The following is an 18,317-nucleotide window of genomic DNA, read 5'->3' as shown; positions in this document are numbered from 1 at the left end:
AAACCTTCCAGGAAAGCTCTACAGTTAAAATCCTATCTGGGCAAGGGTTACAAATTATTCTCTACCAAAAGTGACAAAAGAGGGATAACTTTTTAATTACGAATTACGAATTACGAATTACGAATTACTATGAGGCTCTCCTAACAACACAATTGAGCATTTTAATTCTTTAATCACCTGTGTTGTTACTTCACTGAAGGCTAATCCCCCTGCTGTGCGATAACGTACAGAACGTAAGACTGCTAAATCAAATGTCTGAGCTTCTCGAATAATTAATCTAGCAATATCATCGCCCCTGACTGTTTGAATCGTCGTATTCACCTGTAATTGAGTTTTAGAAACAATATCAGACAATTGGGATGTAAATTTTTCCAGTAGGGTTGGTGGTGTTTTGCGATCGCTCACGTGTAACAATACCACTTGTGCTTGATTAGTATCAGCCAAAATTTGAGCAAATCTCACAGCGCCTATAGTTTGACGGGTTAAGTCTCCGACTGGTACAAGAATTTTTTTGATTGTTGTGGGACTGTTTAAAAGCCGTGTTACTGCTACCGGACAATGAGAAGACCAGAAAACGCTATCAATTACACTACCAAATAAGCGCGCACGCAACCCTGTTGTCTGCGACCAACCCATGACTACTAAACTGGCGTTTTGTTCGCGACTAGTACGGCTAATTGCCAAAGCTATATCATCATCAATCCGAATTGTAGGTGAAACTTCTACCTCAAATTCTTGACTGATTTCTTTAGCTGAATTCAATCTTTGTTGACTTTGTTCAAGTGCTGTGATTAATTGAGGATTGTCCATCTGAATATGCGCTCTGGTAATCGCTAATGGCACAATCCGTCCAGATTCATAACGAGCCAGCAGCGCTGCCATTTCTATCAAATACCGCTGGGTTTGAGGGTTGTATATCGGTACTACTACAGTAAATGGATAGGGATTTTGCTCTAGGAGTTCACCCTTATCACTTTCCCACCAAGTTGAAAGACTATCTGTTGCAAAATCTGTCTGACCAACCTGTAACGCAGTTGCAGAGCGTGCTGTGATTACTGGGCCTAAAATTGCAGTTACCAGCATCAGAACAATTACACTGTTTAAAACACCCTCATTAATCAGCCGCTCACCCGCAGGATTTACAGTTTGATAAGCAACCAATGTTGCTGCTAGCGTGGCTGCTACCTGTGGCAATGACAAAGACCACATCGTCATTAGTTCTGCTGTGTTGTAGCGGTACAATAATTTGGCTAAGAATGCCGCAATAAATTTGCTGCCAATTAAAGCCACTACAATTACTAAAGCCAGCCAAATTGAACTGAGAGTTTTGATAAATGCCGGAATATTAATTAACAATCCCATGTCCACAAAGAAACAAGGGATAAACAAAACACTACCAATAAATTCGATTTTTTCTTTGACTGGGCTACGTCCTAGAACATCATTGACTGCTAAACCTGCTAAAAACGCACCGACAATTTTTTCAACGCCAATTACTTGCGCTCCTACAGAAGCCAAAAACAATGCTAGTAATATAAACAAAAACTGATTACTTTGTTCTTCTCCAGTACGTCGAAAAAACTCTTTTCCTGCCCAGTCAAACCCAAACAGGACAACAACAGAGTAAATTGCAAGTCCACCTAACAAAGTAACTAAACTTAAGGCTGTGAACTCTCCTCCGTGAATGCCCACACAAATCGCTAGTACGAGCAAAGCACCTGTGTCAGTAAAAATCGTGGCTCCAATTGTCACCGTCACTGCTTCATTAGTTACAACTCCCAGTCGACTCACAATTGGATATGCCAAGAGAGTGTGGGAAGCAAGTAAAGAACCAATTAAGATAGAAGAATTCCAACTAAAATTAAATAAACGTCCGACCGCAATACCAGCAATTAATGGTACTAAAAATGTGAGGATGCCAAATCCAATTGAACGATTTCTAGTTTTACGAAATTGCTCTAAGTCAATTTCTAAACCTGCCACAAACATCAAATAGACTTTACCGATATCTGAAAGGAGTTTAATAGTATCAGATTCAGAGTCTAGTAGCTTTAAGCCATTTTGACCTAGTATTACACCAGCTACCAGTAAACCCACCAGTCCGGGTAGTCGTAGTTTCTCAAAAACCGGAGGTACAATAAAGATTACTGCCAGGAGAATTGTAAATGCAATAATAGGACTATTTAATAACAAGTTCAGTACCTTTTATTAGAAACAAAACTAAAAATTTCTAGAAAATGTTGAAAAATCACTTTTAAGAAGTATACATATATCTTTCACCTGTTGTATTGAGTTAAGTTTTGTGATTTTCCCAAATTAGCCCTAACAGCATAAATGCTGCGATCGCATTCACGGTTCTACCTTAAGAAAAGAGTTCTTTACGTCTACAGGAATAAATAATTTCTGACTTTTCTGTACAACGCGTTGCTTCAACTACACATATGCACTCTCCAGACGGCTTATATTACTGCATAATGTCTCTGTCAGGAGAAGGGTAGCGCAATAGCCGATATGTATTTAATATCTCCATAAAAATAGAGTGGGAGGAAGCATATCAGTTAGCTTTCAAACTCCCACTCTGCCATTTGCTGCTGTAGTGAACAGGTAATTTGTACAGACGTTGCCCGTTATTTAGGGGGCTGACACGTACTTCAAAAACAACGTCCACACACAAATAATATTCCTGTTGCAGCAAATGTAAAATCTAATTATTGAGATTTTTTTGCCTAGACAAATAGTCTGCAAAATATTGCTATGAATAATTTTTCTTCGTCTATCAATCCTTTGATAGATAGAATTGATAAAGAAGAATTAACTGATGTGGTAGTCCCTGATAACAACACCCTTGAAGTCGTTTATCTACTATAATTTAACTCTGTTAATCAAAATTAAGTTGCCATTTTGGCAGCTTTTTAAATTTTTTAATTGTTCCCGTCTAACTTTTTTAAAAGCATTAAGCTGCTTTACCCGTGTACTAATCCCAATAGTCTAAAAGTTCTGTAGCTATTCATGTGGCTGGTGCATTCACTGATTGCGTATTTTAATGATAATCCTCGACTTGATATAAGTAAGGACACAGTATAACTGTGTCCTGATTTGCAAAAAGTATTAATTTGACAGGTTTTTATTTTACAGGGCTATTAATACTTCTGTAAAATTGTAGACAATGAACTTTGTTTCCGAATATCCAATAAATCTGCTAAAGATTCTTTTTGTGTATCCAGGTGGTGTCTGTGTTCTGGTGGCAGAACCGTTACTAAATGTTTTGTTTTAGGTGAAATCGGCATTACAGACGTCATCAGTTGTTGCTGTGGCACAAAAACTGGTTGATTTTGGGGAAGGCGTGGTTCCAATCTTGGGCTTTGGTAGCGGTTTTCTGCCAAACGTGCCTGACGACGGTTAATCTGTTTTTGGACTTTTTGTAGTGGCTTGGGACGGTTGAGTATTCGGTAAATAATCAAGCAACCACTACCACAGCTGAGGGCGATCGCAGCTATCATCCACAAAGGTGTAGGATTGATATTCTCAGAAGGCGTTTTGATAGGTTCTTCAACGACTGCTGGGATTTTTTCTGATTCTACCTGTGCCACACGCCCGACATGACTTAGGCTGTACAACGCAAAGGTAGCACCTCCTAAACACATAGCGAACAACCCAGTCAACAATAGCCAAGGATGATGTGCAACCAGATTTATCAGAATCTTCGAGCTTGCTATTGCTTTCGATTTACTGTTTGTCAGCTCTGGAGTAGCCCCTATTAGTTGGGTTTGCTCGTACTGTACACTCTGACTTTTTTCCATGATTACTTTCAGATTTGTACCCCTCTAGTCCAGATTGTAATAGAGGAGCTAAGCATCAGGTATCCGTAGCGAGATTTCAGGTTAAAGTAGCTTTTTTATAGAAGAAAACCTACTAAAACTCACCAGTTTTTCTTAAAAATCTGTATTTATTACTACTTTTTGCTGTAATCCTTAGAAATCAGTTGCCTTATTTTTTTTACTTATTTAGCAGAATGTCTTTCTAGAGCAAGTTGAATTAATCGATCCACTAATTCTGGAAACGAGATGCCACTCTGAGACCAGAGTTGAGGATACATACTCGTTGCGGTGAAGCCTGGTAAAGTATTGATTTCATTAATTAAAACTTCTCCTGTAGCTTCTACATAGAAAAAGTCTACTCTTGCTAACCCAGCCGCATCAACAGCTGCAAAAGCTTGCAGAGCCATGTCTTGAATTTGACAGCTAATTGCATCTGGTAGCGGTGCTGGTATCAGTAAATCTGCTTTACCTTCTGTATATTTAGTTTCATAATCGTAAAAATCACTATCATAAGTAATTTCGCCTATGACAGAAGCTTGAGGTTGATCGTTGCCTAAAACTGCACACTCTACTTCTCTCGCCACGACACCAGCTTCGACGATTAGCCGTCGGTCAAAACCGGCAGCATTGTCTAACGCTGTTTCTAATTCTTGGCGCGATCGCACTTTGGCAATACCCACTGAGGAACCTAAATTCGCAGGTTTGACGAAGCAAGGATAGCCTAGTGCAGCCTCAATTTCATCACACAGCTTAGGAAACACACAAGGATTAGACCAAACTTGCGCTCTAGTTAACGCCTTATATTTTACCTGTGCCAGTCCTGCTTGCTCAAACGCCATTTTCATGGCAATTTTATCCATACCCATCGCAGAACCTAGCACCCCAGAACCGACAAAGGGGACTTGCATCAAGGTGAGTAACCCTTGAATTGTACCGTCTTCACCGTTGGGGCCGTGCAGAACGGGAAACCAAACATCTACTTCAGCGACTTGGGAGGGAGATTGCCACTGGTTCAGGGTTTGGGCTTGAGGATTAGATGTTAGTTGTCCTTCTGATGTTGATTGTGGGGATTCTGGTAACGGTATACCAGTGCCGAGAACTTTTTGGGGTGCTTCTCCCGCTAACCAACGTCCATCTTTTTGGATGTAGAAAGGCAGTAGATCGTACTTACTAGCATTTTGCTCTGCACTTAAGGCTTTAGCGATCGCTCGTGCTGAATTTATGGAAACTTCATGCTCTCCCGAACGACCGCCAAACAGCAACCCCACGCGCAGCTTAGTCATTTTAGTACCTCTACATTCCTCAAGCAGATAGCGTATCATACTAATTCGTAATTCGTAATGACGCTCGATGACTCGCTACCGCTACGCTAACGTAATTCGTAATTAAGACACACTACAAAAAGCTTGACACAGGCTGATTCTAATCCGTTACCTATCTCCTGCCCACTGTCAACTGTCAACTGCTTTAACTTACTGAACCAACCCAGCACGCAAAGCCAAGACAGCAGCTTGTGTACGGTCAGCAACACAGAGTTTATTTAGAATACCTCGAACATGAGTTTTGACAGTCCCGACAGTTAGATAAAGCCTTTTAGCAATTTCTGCATTGTCACATCCAGCGACAATCAATTCCAAAACATCCATTTCCCGGTGAGTTAGGGGATAGCTTTCGATAGTTTTCTCAATTTCTGGGTCAATACCCCCAATCATGACTCTTTTCCCACTTGTTCCACTGTTGGCGTCAGAGAAATCCTGACGTATTTGTCGTAGGATAAGGTCTGCGATCGCTGGATCAATCCACGAGCTACCTGCGTAGGTTGTTCGCACAGCCTCTACTAGTCTCTCACTTTCGATATCCTTCATGCAATAAGAATCAGCACCTGCTGCAAAAGCTGCTAAAACTGCTTGTTCGCTATTCTGCATCGTTAAAATTAGCAGCTTTGTCGTATAGTCTTCCGTTTCAGCTTGATATTGCCTAAATGTGCGTGTCAGGTCGATACCATCCATATCAGGCAAACCGATATCAATAGTTGCAACATCTGGCTTGAGAGTTTTCAGCAGTTCTATTCCCTCTGCTGCATTAGCTGCTTCACCTACAATTTTCATGTCTGCTTGAGTTTGTAAAGCCGCCCGCAAACCGATTCTAGTCAGGGTGTGATCTTCAATCACAAGGATTTTGATTTCACTCATAGGTGCTTATGTTTACTATTATCTATATACAGATGAAAAGATGAAAATATCTCTGTTGTTCTATTCGGGATTTTATCCGAAAAGAAACGCATTTGGTATTGTTCACAAAACTTCATCTATCATTAGTTACAAATTACCCTAAATTATCCGTTTTTACACAGCACATTTTTCGATAAAAACATATAATTTACTCAAAAATTATTTTTATACATTCTCTGAAAGTAAGTGCTTAATAGTAAAAAACTCATTTTGAAAATTAGGCAGCAGGCGAGAATCTTTGATTATTTAAGGTAAAACTTCAGTTATATATATCGATTAGCGATATAATATAAATAATCCACTTAAAAAACAATATACTTATTTTTATAAATTAATACTTAATTGTAGAGAAAAATTGTAGTGTAATTACTGATAAAAATAATATACTCAATTGAGGAAACTTGAAACTGAAATCTGATTCCTTAATTATCTTAGCGCTAGTGAAGTAAGCTATTACTAGATTTGCTAGGAATAGCCAAGCACTTCGGTTTTTATTAGCTATGTCTCTAACTAAAACTGCCAAAAAAGATAAGATTCTCATTGTAGATGACGTTTTTGACAATTTACTGGTATTAGAAGCAGTCCTAGAAGATAATAATTATGAAATTATCTTGGTGGAAGATAGCAAGATCGCTTTAAATATGGTAGAGGAGTCGCTGCCAGACATAATACTGTTAGATGTGATGATGCCGGAAATAGATGGCTATGAATTCACTCGTCGCATCCGACAAAATCAAGCGCTGCCATTTATCCCCATCCTGTTAATTACAGCTCACTATGAGTCTAGTGTTGTCGAAGGACTCGATGCCGGTGCAGATGACTTCATTCGTAAACCATTCGATCCAGATGAACTACACGCGCGAGTGCGATCGCTTCTCCGCCTCAAGCATAGTATTGACGAACGAGACCAGATGGCTAACTTGCGGGCAGATTTTGTCTCACGTTTTACTCACGATTTACGCATACCTTTAGTAGCCTCCAATAGGGTATTAAAATTATTGTTAGAAGGCAGGTTTTGCGACGTTTCGCCACAGTTGCAAGAAATCATCGACACGATGATTGGCAGTAACCAAGACCTGCTAGAAATGGTGAACACTTTGTTAGAAGTTTATCGTCATGAAGCTGGTTGTAAAACCTTAAAAATTGTTCCTTGTGATATTCAAGAATTAGTCAGTGAAGTTGCTCAAGAATTAACTCATTTAGCTGAAGAAAAAGGATTAGCCCTAAACCTTGAACTGGCAGAAAAAACAACTGAAACTGGAAGCATAGTAATGGGCGATCGCGTAGAGATGCGGCGAGTTCTCACAAATATCGTGGGTAATGCCATTAAATTTACAGACAAAGGTTCTGTAGAGATTCGCTGCCATCTGACTCCGACTACTATAACTATTGATATCCAAGATACAGGGCCAGGAATTTCCAAACAAGACCAAGCAATATTATTTGAGCGATTTCGCCAAGGTAAACATCAGCGTTCTGGTAGTGGTTTGGGGCTATATTTATCTCGTTGTATTGTCGAAGCACATCAAGGCAGAATCGATGTCACATCTGAGCCAGGACAAGGTAGTACATTTACCATACATCTACCTGTAGCTACTGATAGCTAATTTTTGGTGTTTTAGGGGTTGATTAGCCAGTACGAAAACCCAGTATAGACATTGCATTGCAACGTCTGTACTGGTATACGCATTCAAAAAACAGAAAAGGTGTGGTAAGCAGATTGCTTACCACACCTCTTTACTAGATGTCTTCAGCCTAGTCTAAAGCTTTTTTAACTTCATCTTTGACATTTTCAACAGTGTGGCGAACTTGAGATTCTGCTTGTTTAGCTTGACCTTCAGCTTCATCATTGGGATTACCAGTTATTTTACCCAATGCTTCTTGAGCTTTTCCTTCAATGTTTTTAGCAACAGCTTTTGCTCTATCTTCAATACTCATATTGACTCCTAATTTTTGTTAATTATTGAATTTATTATTAGTGCTTGTTTAGCAAGCGATTCAACATTTATATATTAGCTTTAAATAATTTTTAACTCTTCTGCCGGAAGATGTTATTTTAATCAAAAACTTTTTTCCTTATACATATTTTTTTAAATTTTTGATTCATCTTCTAGAATTTAAATAATCACCGCAAGAAATACCAAAATAACTCCTTATCTATTTCTTTAGATGAATAAGCTTATGTCTAAAGATAGAGAATCGATAATTAACCTTACTGAGAAATTGTCTACCATCGCGAGAAGGCATTACATAGCAAGTATGGCAGTTCAAGCATTTGGTGTACTTATTAAGATATAGCAAATATACCGCGTTGAGTCAGAATAACTAGAATCCCGGCAAATTAAGATAAACTTGGCGATCGCCTACCGGGTGCTAGCAAAGCCAACAGCAATTAAACTGTTAGTTAAACAAGGAAGTGATTTACTATTGAATACAGTTTAAATCAAGCATAATTCTAAAGAAATTCTTACGATTCGCATCTCTATGACATCAAAACAAGTAGTGTTATAAACCTGAATTTTGAGAGTGAACCATATATATCACGACCTAATTGCAGAGCTAAACTAGGTTGCTTACATTTTGTGTCTAACTTAATTCACATGGCAGATATATATAAACTACAGCCAGTAAATATGCATCTGATAGCGATGTTTATATTAGTAGTATTCCTAGTCATCCTCAGAGATGAAATTTTGAATATTCAGATAATATCTAAAGATTTTCGATATTAGTTCGCTAGGTAGAGCAGAAAATTGGCAGCTAAATTTTAATATGAACGTAGTCCAAAGCGAAACAAAACGCATTTTCAAGGAAGGATAAACAGATATGACTAACATAATTGCTTGGTTGGTTTTAGGTTTGATTGCAGGTGCATTAGCTAAATTCTTTTATCCTGGACACCAAGGCGGCGGGATTTTATCCACAATTATATTAGGGATTTTGGGAGCTGTACTTGGAGGTTATTTAGGACAAGTCTTGTTAGGGAGTGGTTCGGCAGCCGCAGCATCCGTAGGAGCTTTATCACTAGGAAGTATTTTGTTTGCTGTTCTAGGTGCTATGTTGCTGATTTTCCTGTGGGGATTGCTGACCCGCAGAGCCGTATAATTTACTACGTTAGCTCAGCTAAGATCCTGGCAGAGCATTTATAGTCGCAAGAAACAGATAAAATGACGTTAGAAAAAGAGCGAAGATCAGTAGGCGTTTTTGCTAAACGTTTGGATGCAGAATTGGCACTTCAGGAACTAAAAGCTGCAAATTTTTCGATGCATCATGTTTCTGTAATTGCGCAAAACACAGAAGAGCAAGCTGATATTGCTGGTGTGGAAGTTAAAAAGCATACTGGCAATATATCTGATGAAGGCGCTGCTGCTGGAGCAGTAAGTGGCGGTGCATTAGGTGGTGTAACTGGCTTACTAGTAGGTTTAGGCCTTTTGGCAATTCCAGGGATAGGGCCAATTATGCTAGCTGGTGCAGAAGCAACTGCGATCGCCACTGCCTTAGCTGGTAGCGCCATAGGTGCAGCCGCAGGTAGTTTAGCTGGTGCGTTGCTGGGTTTCGGAATTCCTGAAGAACAAGCACGAGTTTACAGCGATTTAGTATCTAAAGGTTACTATTTAGTGATAGTAACAGGCGCAGAAGAAGAAATTCATCTTGCCAAAATGATATTGCACAATCGTGACATTCAACAATGGGGAACTTATGAGCTATCCCCATCTCTGAATAAGCGCTACAAATCTGCGGTTGGCGTTTTTTCTACACGCCAACACCTAGAAAGAGCGTTTAGTGAATTGAGAACAGCTGGCTTTCCGATGAGCCACGTTTCCGTGGTTGCTGAAGAAACCAATTCACTTGATGATCTTGGTGAGGTAAAAATCAGCAGTTCCCAATATAACTACGCCAACTTAGGAATTCCTGACGACCTAACCAGATATTATGAACATCGAGTTTCTCTTGGGGATTACCTAGTAATCTTAAATGGTACTGATATCCACATAGCAGCAGCAAGAACCATTTTAGAGAGTAACAAAATTCAACATTTTCATACCTATAGCCGAGCAGCAGTTAATTCGGCTAAGAGTAATTACCAAATTCTTAGTGCAAATCGTTACTTCTAGGTAAGTGACAAAGTACTAAACTTATACAGCGATTTGAACACAGGACAGCAAAGCATGAAGAAATCAATAACCTTGTTAGTCAGTGGCATTTTGTTGTTGAGCGTAGCTGCTTGTAATAATGCTCAAACTACTGGAGAAGCTCCAGATTCCACTAAAGACGAGATAAAAATTCCCACTGCGAAAGACGCTAGCGAAGCCAAAGAAGATGCAACCAGCGAAACTCGCAGAAATCAACTCAATGCTGATATTAAAGCACGGGAAGAACGTAACAACGCATTAAACGATGGCACAGCAAAAGACAGAGATGATAGTGATGTAGCCAGTGAAGTTCGCAGTAAATTAGAAGCTAATCTCCCTGCTAGTGCGTTGGTAGTTGATGCCAAAGATGGCTCTGTTATCATCTCAGGAACTGTTCCTACTCAGGAACAATACGACAAGATTGCTAACTTAGCGAAAGAAATTAAAGGTGTGCAATCTGTAGATATCAAGGCAGCTGTTGCTCCAGCTAAACCTGGAAAGAATAACTAGTACCGCTACGCGTAATTCGTAATTAAGCTCTCGCAAAGGTTTCAAGCATACCTATAAAAAGTAGATTTTTAAAACCTGCTGTGTAAATCCTGAATAAAATATGAAGTGATTCTTTGCACAGTTGCCCAGTTACTTATGCAATAAATCCCTTTGCAGGGTGTAAACTATGCTTTTTGATTATTTTCAAATAGAGGTTATTTTTTAATAAAATAAACCCAAAGTTTGTAAACATAAAAAGCATAGGTTTGCAGATATATTTGCATTAGCTTAAAATTAGCAACTAGCTTTGCCAAGAATTACTGAAAAACCGCTTGATATCAATCCATAATTAAAAGGTATTGTATTAAATTTAGGATTTACAAGCTTCTTAAAGCTATTACCAAAGTTTATAGAATTGGTATAGCTGTTAGATGAGTTGTTCGGCTGATTTAGCGGCTTTTCTACCCAATTAATCAGCCTAAAATCGCTATGAGTTGTACTACTATAAAGTTGCGTCGTTAAGGTAATACCAGACCAATATCTAAGCTGCAACAAGGTAGTCTTCCGGTAAGAAAATGTCTGTTTCAAATAAAGAAACAGTAGTTTCATAGCCAATTCTACCCATTTCTGGCTCTGAACCCATTTCCATTTCTACAAGATACGACCAGTTTCTAGAACTAAGACTACAACTGACTATTGTTCCAAATCCGCCAATAAATTCTACCTTTTGCCCTTTGCAAAATTTAGGTCTTGTTAGTTGAATTACTGCACTCATACAAACCACTATGTTTAAATAAAGGTGAGATACTAAACTTATAATCTAAACATCAGTATTTATTGTTCCACCAATAGATTTAATTAAAAGATTAATTTGCTGCTTCTTTTGAAATAATTGCTAATATCTAAGGGATTAGTATTAGACGTTTGATATTGACATACACTTGTTAACAAAGTAACGATATTTGTAAAGAAGTATGGTTAAAATAGTTATACAGCAGTTCACAGGTAAATGAAGCACAGTGTCTAACTTTAAAAGCTATATATAAAGCTAGATTTACTTCTGACTTCTTGGGGGCGGAACGTCTCCGGCTCCGCTCGGCGACCACCTGAATTCTGCTGTATGTGGCTTATAAAAATAATTACGTCAATCACAACTTAGCGAAGTAATCTACATCTTTGTAGTTGTAAAAATAATTCCAATAAATACCAAAGCAATAAAAATAGCGGAAACAAACGCCTGAGATAATGTTGAACCGTTTGAAGATTGGAACCAAGATTGGAGCAAGTTTTGCCTTAAGTCTGGCAATTCTGAGTACTATTGGTCTAATCTCTTACCAAAACACCAATGAACTCATTCAAACCTCGCACAAAGAAAAACATACCTATCAAGTACTAAGTCAGCTTGAAGACCTCAATGCACAATTGACAAATGCCGAGACTGGGCAACGGGGTTACTTAATTACTGGAGAACAACGCTATCTAGAACCTTATAAAGCTGCTATTGATGTAGTAGATCAAAAAGTTAAAGGAATTGAGAAATTAACGGCAGATAACCCTAACCAACAGCGTCAACTTGGTATTTTACAGCCATTAGTTGCTAAGAAATTAGCTGAGCTGAAACAAACGATCGCCTTACGCCAGAACCAAGGCTTGGAAGCAGCCCAGAAGGTTGTGATGACAGACGAAGGCAACCAACTGATGACTGAAATTCGCCAAATCATCCAGAGGATGGAAAATGAGGAGAATGCACTGCTCAAGCAGCGTAGCCAAAAGGCACAAATAGTTAGCCAACAAACGCTTGCCACTATTATTTATAGTATTCCGCTCTATGCTTTACTCTTAGCTTTAATTGGATTTGCCTTATCTAGACATATATCAGCACCGCTGAAGCAAGTTTCTGATTTAGCAGAAAAAGTTGCGGATGGAGATTTAACAGTAAGTTTACCAAATAGCGATCGCCAAGACGAAATTGGTGTGCTGAGGCGAACTTTCAATCAGATGACTGTAAATCTGCAAAATACGACTGAGAAAAATGAAGAGCAAAATTGGCTCAAGTCTAATTTAGCTGAATTTACCCAGATGCTACAAGGGCAACGCCATCTACAAAGCGTGGCTCGCCTAATTTTGTCAAATTTAGCACCACTAGTTGGAGCATCTCAGGGCGTTTTTTATCTAATGGACTCAATAGACAACGAGCCTGTACTAAAGCTTTTAAGTAGCTATGCTTACACAGAGCGCAAACATTTAGCAAGCCAGTTTCGTTTGGGTGAGGGACTAGTGGGACAGTGCGCCTTAGAAAAGCAAAGAATTCTCCTTACTGAAGTTCCTGGCAACTATATCCGCATCAGTTCCGGCTTGGGAGAAGCTTCACCGCTGAATCTTATTGTGTTGCCCATAATGTTTGAGAGTGAGGTGAAAGCCGTAATTGAACTAGCCACTTTTGGACGCTTTCGCAAACTCCATCTTACATTCTTAGAGCAATTCTCTGAAAACATCGGTGTATTTTTGAATAATATCGCCGCACAATCGCAAACTCAGCAGCTACTCGAACAGTCTCAAGCTTTAACAGATGAACTGCAAATTCAGCAACAAGAACTTAGGCAAAGCAACCAACGTTTAGAAGAACAAGCAAAACAGTTAGAGGAATCAGAATTTCTCCTGAAGCAACAACAGGAAGAGTTAAAGCAATCTAACGAGGAATTACAGCAGCTCAATGAAGAACTTGAAGAAAAAGCGGAACTCTTAGAGGAGCAAAACCGCGCAGTTGCCCGTAAAAATCAAGAAGTTGAGCTAGCAAAACAGTCTTTAGAAGAACAAACCGAGCAATTGCAATTATCTTCAAAATATAAATCGGAATTTCTAGCGAACATGTCCCACGAGTTACGGACACCGCTCAATAGTTTACTGATATTAGCACGGCTCTTGGCGGATAACGTTGCAGGCAATTTAACAGACAAGCAAGTAGAGTACAGCCGGACAATTTACTCTGCTGGCACAGAACTATTAGAGTTAATTAATGATATTTTAGATTTAGCAAAAATCGAGTCAGGAACTTTGTCGGTAAAGAGTGAGCAAATTACCTTTGCAGATTTACGGCAATCTCTAGAAGGAACTTTCCGTCAAGTGGCTCTGAGTAAAGGACTCGACTTTACGATTGAACTGGATGACAATTTACCAGATGTAATTTATCACGACCCAAAACGCCTGCAACAAGTGCTGAAAAACTTACTGGCTAACGCCTTAAAGTTTACCCAGCAGGGTGGAGTGAAATTACAAATTAGCATCCCCGAGGCAGCACAACTCGACAGCAGCAGTAGCAATCCGATGATCGCATTTGCTGTCAGCGATACAGGTATTGGTATTCCCGCCGATAAGCAAAAGATTATTTTTGAAGCATTTCAGCAAGCAGACGGCACAACCAGCCGCAAGTACGGAGGAACTGGCTTAGGCTTATCAATCAGCCGCGAACTAGCGCAACTCTTAGGAGGAAGAATTGAACTAGACAGTCAACCAGCACAGGGAAGCACCTTCACCCTCTACCTACCGCAAACTTATTCAGGGACTAAGCAATCACCTATTCAAGAACAGACCAAAACAAAAGAAATTCTTCCCCCAGTACCCATTACCCAGCCCTTACCCTTAGTCCCCAGCGATGCACTGAGCTTGTCGTACCCCTCCGGGGAAGCAAGCTATGTGGAGCGTCCCCAGTACCCGATACCCAGCCCCATTGAAATCCCAGATGATCGAGAGACAATTCAACCAGGCGATCGCATCTTACTAGTAATCGAAGATGACGAGAAATTCGCCGCCATCTTACTAGATATGGCACGTCAACAGGGCTTTAAAGTGCTTGTGGCTTTACACAGTAAACAAGGATTAGCACTAGCACAGCAGTTTAAGCCCGATGCAATTACGCTCGATATCCGGATGCCAGAAATGGACGGTTGGACATTGTTGGATCGTTTGAAACGTAACTCAAAGACTAGGCATATACCAGTACACATTCTTTCTGGTGATGAAAGACAACAATGGGGTTTACAGCTAGGAGCAATCACCTACCTGCAAAAACCGATTTCTTCAGAAGCACTCACTCAGGTATTAACCGAGATTAAAGGCTACGTTGAGCGGAAAGTAAAAAATCTCCTAGTCATAGAAGATGACCCCATACAAGCCCAAAGTATTATCGAACTAATTGGTAATGGCGATGTTCAAAGTACAGCAGTCGGTACGGGAGCAGAAGCCTTGGCAATTTTGCAATCAAATCACTTTGATTGTATTGTGCTGGATTTAGGTCTACCTGATATGAGCGGGTTTGAACTGATAGAGCAAATCAAGCAAGAATCGAGTCTTTTGAAACTGCCGATTATTGTCTATACAGGCAAAGAACTAACCCAACAAGAAGAAACCCAACTTAGGGGATTGGCAGAGACAATTATTATTAAAAATGTGCGATCGCCAGAACGGTTGTTAGATGAAACTGCCCTGTTTCTGCATCGGGTACAAGCAGACTTGCCACTACCCAAGCGTGAAATGCTAGAGCAACTACACCAAACTGACCCAGTGCTAGCTAATCGCAAAGTTTTAATTGTCGATGATGACTTGAGAAATATCTTCGCCCTCACCAGCTTGTTAGAAAGCTATCAAATGCAAGTTCTGTTTGCTGAAAATGGTAGAGATGGCATTGAGATGTTGCAAGCCAATGCCGACATTAATATAGTTTTAATGGACGTGATGATGCCAGAAATGGATGGTTATGAAACTACTCGTGCCATTCGCCAGCAACAGCTATTCCGCTCACTGCCAATCATTGCATTAACAGCCAAAGCCATGCCAGGCGATAAGGAAAAGTGCATTGAAGCCGGAGCCTCTGATTACATTACTAAACCTGTAGATACTGAGCAGTTGCTTTCGCTGTTGCGGGTTTGGCTATATCGTTAACGTGAGTTCGCTGAATACTGTTTTGATCAAGCCCACAACGGGAGCGGGTGCAGGGGTTGCATGGTGGTGGAGATGTAATACCAATTAGAAAAAAGAATGCGACAAATAGTCCATCTGTAGAGACGCAATGAATCGCGTCTTCACCCAAGGATGTGTTACAACCATTAATTGAATTGGTATAAATTAAGACAAACTAGAAAGAAGATTGAGTACAAACCCCTTTTTTTAAATATGGAAAAAGAAAAAGATGTATTTCAAGTCACGTAGTGCGTTCGCCCTACAGCCCTTCTCCAAAAGGAGACCAAGGCGAATGGGCATACTACGGCGGGCGTCTCGTAGAGAGAAATACGGCGTCAAATTTTCAATAAAACTCAATTTATTGATGGGGTCTCCTACACCCCTATACCCCCACACCCCAACACCTTTTTTCTACTAGCGTAATGCCCTAGAAGTAACGGCTCGTTGTAGTTGAGCTAAAGCACGGTTGTAATCCAAAATCGCTTGGACTCGATTACCTTCAGCTCTTGTCAGGTCGTTTTCTGAGTTAATTACATCAGTTTGAGTACCCACACCAGCTTGGAATCGTAGACGCGCTAAACGTAGAGCTTCCCTAGCTTGTTCTAAAGCAGTATTGGCAGTTTGAACATTGTTTAAATTAGCTTGCTGGGTAGAAAAGGCTTGTTCAACCTGAAACCGGATTTGGTTACGCTGTTCACCAAATTGAGTTTCTGCGATCGCAATGTTAGCTCTTGCTTGAGCTGCTCTTGCTCTTGCTGCTCCCCCGTCGAATAAATTCAGGCTCGCTTGAACTCCCACTGAATAACCATCAGTCACACTGACTTGATCATCGAATTGATCTAGCAGGTTATAGCTAGCAACTACACTAAACTGAGGCCCCAGTTCTGCAAGTGCCTGCCGTCGCTGTTGCTCACTAATATTGCGTTGCGCCAACTGCTGCTGCAATTCGGGACGGTTCTGAAAAGCGAGGATAATACTTTGTTCTAACGTCTGGTTCCAAAGTCCAGCTAGCTGTACAGGGTCAGCGGCACTGATATTAACCGACTGCGTTAAATTTATCCTAGTAGCCAACTGACGACGAGCAGTTTGCTGCTGCGAGATCGCATTAGTCAAATCTTGTTGAGAATTTGCTAAATTGACTTGAGAACGCAGCACATCGAAGCGGGTACCTACTCCAGCTCGTTCTAGAGCTTCTGCATCTCGCAAGCTAGCCTGAGCATTAGTTACAGCCGACTGGGCAATACGTACTTGTTCATCTGCTTGTTGCAGATTGTAGTAGTCAGTAGCAACATTCAGACGGATTGTCTCATCCTGAGTTTCTACCGCCAATTCATCAGCACGTTCTTGTTCTTCAGCTTGTCTAATAGCAGCTTGCCGCCTCCCAGAAGTATAGAGGTCATATCTCAGTTCTGCTTGACCAGAAAAATTTGTATTTGCCGGATCTCCATTTGGCGATGATATACCTGTCTGTCGTTCCTGTTGTTCCACCCGAAGCTGATTTGATGCATCCTGGCTCCGAGCAATATTTGCACTAACACTAAGGTTAGGAAATAAAGCAGCTTGCTGTTCACGTACAGCAGCTCGACTACGCTGTAGCTGCAATATTGACACCTGTAAATCTCGATTGTTACGCCGTGCTAACTCTAGAGCCTGTGCCAAAGTAATTGGCTGATTTCCCTGAAGTGTCACTTCCTCTGGTTTAGTAGGATATTGCAGAGGATTTGGGCTGGGATTGAGGTTCTCTGGAATTTGCACAGCACCAGGTGTCGAAGGAGCCACAACTGTTGGTGCAGTTTGAGTAGGTAGTGAACTCGGCGATACTGGAGTTACAGGTGTCGGTCTAGCGGGAGTTGGCACTGTTGGCGACGCTGGAGTCACAGTTCCTGGTGCAGCTGGGATATTACTCTGAGCTACGCGTTCTCCAGGAGCATTTTGTTGCGAACAGGTACTTGAGGTCAAAAGCAAAGCAGCCGAGGGAGAAGTTTTAGTTTTCCTCGATTCTTGTTGGCAATTCTGCGCTACCAACAACTTGGCTGTTCCTGCTCCTACTGCCGAAGTTTGTAAAAATGTCTGTAAATTAGTATCAGCATTTTTCTTCTGCACCGCTGGCTGCTGTGAAGAAGACATCGGCAAAATCCGTTCCGGCACAGAAGGTGCTTTCGAAGTAGTATTAGTAGTATTAAAAGCTACTATATTTTCTAATTTCTGCCCAAAAGAGCCTGAGTTATTCTGTTGTTGATCACTTGGAACAGAACGATTTACATCTGGTTTTTGGGAAGAATTGAAGGTAGGTGTCAAACTCAAAAATCTACCTTCGTATTTTGTAGGTACTTGTTCTATAGTCATGCCAGTACCTCCAGCGATGATTGCTGGAAGACTGTGATTACTTAAAGGCTTCACACTGAGTTTAGTCCAACTAGAAGTAGGTACTAAAGCAGGAAAACTAATGCCCGCACTATTAGGCAGTTGGGTACTCATGATATCCGCAACCAATGTTTGACTGTAGATAGAAGTCAAAACACTAGGAGAAGACACTTGTACTCGACTTACTTTTACAGTACCAGCCCAGGCTGGTTGGGTTGTTAAGACCGCTGCTGTCACACCAGGTAAGAAGCTATAAAATAATTGCTGTCCTTTCACCGCATCCCCTCACACGAAAATCATAATCTAGCGGCAGAAAACCTGTCTTC

At 40.5% G+C, this 18,317-nt stretch carries 12 protein-coding genes; 5 read left to right on the top strand and 7 right to left on the bottom strand.

Annotation, left to right across the window (positions count from 1 at the left end):
* Positions 1–117: 117 nt before the first annotated feature.
* The 4 genes from WKK05_RS01095 to WKK05_RS01080 form a co-directional block, all read right to left on the bottom strand.
* The gene (locus WKK05_RS01095) at positions 118–2,193 is read right to left on the bottom strand and encodes a cation:proton antiporter (RefSeq protein WP_341527982.1); all 2,076 of its coding nucleotides are present in this window, start codon (positions 2,191–2,193) and stop codon (positions 118–120) included.
* A 947-nt stretch (positions 2,194–3,140) separates the two neighbouring features.
* Positions 3,141–3,800, bottom strand: a complete 660-nt coding sequence (locus WKK05_RS01090) for a hypothetical protein (RefSeq protein WP_341527981.1) — start codon at positions 3,798–3,800, stop codon at positions 3,141–3,143.
* A 200-nt stretch (positions 3,801–4,000) separates the two neighbouring features.
* Positions 4,001–5,101 carry a D-alanine--D-alanine ligase family protein gene (locus tag WKK05_RS01085; protein WP_341527980.1) on the bottom strand — a complete coding sequence of 367 codons (1,101 nt, stop codon included), beginning with the start codon at positions 5,099–5,101 and terminating at the stop codon, positions 4,001–4,003.
* A gap of 189 nt (positions 5,102–5,290) precedes the next feature.
* Entirely contained in the window at positions 5,291–6,010 is a 720-nt protein-coding gene (locus tag WKK05_RS01080) for a response regulator transcription factor (protein ID WP_341527979.1), read from the bottom strand.
* A gap of 539 nt (positions 6,011–6,549) precedes the next feature.
* On the opposite strand from WKK05_RS01080, the gene WKK05_RS01075 reads away from it, so the two are divergent.
* On the top strand, positions 6,550–7,656 hold the full coding sequence (locus WKK05_RS01075; RefSeq protein ID WP_341527978.1) for a hybrid sensor histidine kinase/response regulator: 1,107 nt from the start codon (positions 6,550–6,552) through the stop codon (positions 7,654–7,656).
* A 148-nt stretch (positions 7,657–7,804) separates the two neighbouring features.
* Here WKK05_RS01075 and WKK05_RS01070 read toward each other — a convergent pair whose 3' ends face one another.
* Entirely contained in the window at positions 7,805–7,987 is a 183-nt protein-coding gene (locus WKK05_RS01070; RefSeq protein WP_341527977.1) for a CsbD family protein, read from the bottom strand.
* 888 nt (positions 7,988–8,875) lie between these two features.
* Between WKK05_RS01070 and WKK05_RS01065 the strand changes: the two genes are divergently transcribed.
* The 3 genes from WKK05_RS01065 (at position 8,876) to WKK05_RS01055 (ending at position 10,692) form a co-directional block, all read left to right on the top strand.
* Positions 8,876–9,154 carry a GlsB/YeaQ/YmgE family stress response membrane protein gene (locus WKK05_RS01065; RefSeq protein ID WP_341527976.1) on the top strand — a complete coding sequence of 93 codons (279 nt, stop codon included), beginning with the start codon at positions 8,876–8,878 and terminating at the stop codon, positions 9,152–9,154.
* Positions 9,155–9,216: 62 nt separating this feature from the next.
* The gene (locus WKK05_RS01060; RefSeq protein WP_341527975.1) at positions 9,217–10,164 is read left to right on the top strand and encodes a hypothetical protein; all 948 of its coding nucleotides are present in this window, start codon (positions 9,217–9,219) and stop codon (positions 10,162–10,164) included.
* Between the two features lie 54 nt (positions 10,165–10,218).
* Entirely contained in the window at positions 10,219–10,692 is a 474-nt protein-coding gene (locus WKK05_RS01055; protein WP_341527974.1) for a BON domain-containing protein, read from the top strand.
* 520 nt (positions 10,693–11,212) lie between these two features.
* Here WKK05_RS01055 and WKK05_RS01050 read toward each other — a convergent pair.
* Positions 11,213–11,446, bottom strand: coding sequence for a hypothetical protein (locus WKK05_RS01050; protein ID WP_341527973.1), 234 nt, complete (start codon positions 11,444–11,446; stop codon positions 11,213–11,215).
* 470 nt (positions 11,447–11,916) lie between these two features.
* Between WKK05_RS01050 and WKK05_RS01045 the strand changes: the two genes are divergently transcribed.
* The gene (locus WKK05_RS01045; RefSeq protein WP_341527972.1) at positions 11,917–15,609 is read left to right on the top strand and encodes a response regulator; all 3,693 of its coding nucleotides are present in this window, start codon (positions 11,917–11,919) and stop codon (positions 15,607–15,609) included.
* Between the two features lie 432 nt (positions 15,610–16,041).
* Here the strand turns inward: WKK05_RS01045 and WKK05_RS01040 are convergent, their stop codons facing one another.
* The gene (locus WKK05_RS01040; protein ID WP_341527971.1) at positions 16,042–18,267 is read right to left on the bottom strand and encodes a TolC family protein; all 2,226 of its coding nucleotides are present in this window, start codon (positions 18,265–18,267) and stop codon (positions 16,042–16,044) included.
* Between the last annotated feature and the right edge of the window lie 50 nt (positions 18,268–18,317).

Source organism: Nostoc sp. UHCC 0302 (assembly GCF_038096175.1).
Classification (GTDB): domain Bacteria; phylum Cyanobacteriota; class Cyanobacteriia; order Cyanobacteriales; family Nostocaceae; genus UHCC-0302.
This window is presented reverse-complemented; position numbering and strand designations above follow the sequence as displayed.